This is a genomic window from Arthrobacter sp. JCM 19049, assembly GCF_001310435.1.
Genome location: NZ_BAXF01000628.1, coordinates 1 through 1,101 on the forward strand (window position 1 = coordinate 1; position 1,101 = coordinate 1,101).

1 pseudogene is annotated in these 1,101 nt (G+C 67.3%); it reads left to right on the plus strand.

The annotated features are described in order from the left end of the window. Window positions 1-12: 12 nt before the first annotated feature. Window positions 13-720: pseudogene (locus JCM19049_RS15075) on the plus strand (SDR family oxidoreductase); the annotation flags it as partial. Window positions 721-1,101: the final 381 nt, after the last annotated feature.

Consider the following 1,101-nt stretch of genomic DNA (forward strand, 5'->3'; position numbering starts at 1 on the left):
CGGCGGTGATTCGGCATCGGCGCGGCCGTGGCCATCGCGTTTGCCCGCGAGGGCGCCGACGTGGCGCTGGCCTACCTGCCGCAGGAGGAAAGCGACGCACTGAGCATCGCGCAGGTGCTGGAGGAAGCCGGTGTGGAGGTGCACCACCTGCCCGGTGACCTGCGGGACCGCAGCTACCGTGATTCGCTGGTGGACGAGGCGGTCAAGGCCCTGGGCGGGCTGGACATCCTGGTGAACAACGCCGGCAAGCAGATCAGCATCGAGTCCATCGACCAGCTGAGCGATGAGCAGGTGGAGGCGACCTTTGACGTGAACATCCTGACAATGTTCACCCTCAGCCGGGCCGCCCTGAAGCACCTGGGCGAGGGTGGGTCAATCATCAACACCACCTCCATCCAGGCGTTCGAACCCTCCGCGCACCTGCTGGACTATGCGGCCACCAAGGGCGCGATCTCGAACTTCACCAAGGGTCTGGCGCAGCAGGCCGCCGAACGCGGCGTGCGCGTGAACGCGGTGGCTCCCGGACCGATCTGGACGCCGCTGCAGCCCTCCGATGGCCAGCCCATCGAGAAGCTGCCGAAGTTCGGTCACAATACCTGGCTCGGCCGTGCCGGTCAGCCGGTGGAGGTGGCTCCGGCCTACGTGTTCCTGGCCTCCGACGACGCCTCCTACGTGGTCGGGTCCACGATCCACGTCAACGGCGGACAGAACCAGCCGTAGCCGGCAGCTGGCCGCAACGGCCTGACGGCGGCACAGCCCGCCAATAAATAGAGGCACCAACGCCACGTCGTTGGTGCCTCTATTTATTTGACTCACACCCCGTTTGGCGGCGCTCGCTGCCCACCCGGGGCCGGTACGGCAAATGAACCTGGGGCCGTGGACCCCCACACGGATCCACGGCCCCAGGTCGTCTTGCGTTGTTTGGCGAACTAACCGCCGAAGCGCTGCCACACCCGATGCAGGGCCATCTGCCCGGCCAGCCAGGTCACGGCCTGCCCGGCATCTTGGTGTTCGAACCCGGGCGTGCCCGCCGGGATGGCCAGCTTCTCCAGGTCCTGCTCCAGCTCCGGGCTGGTGTAGGCCACGGCCTTGGACTGGCGG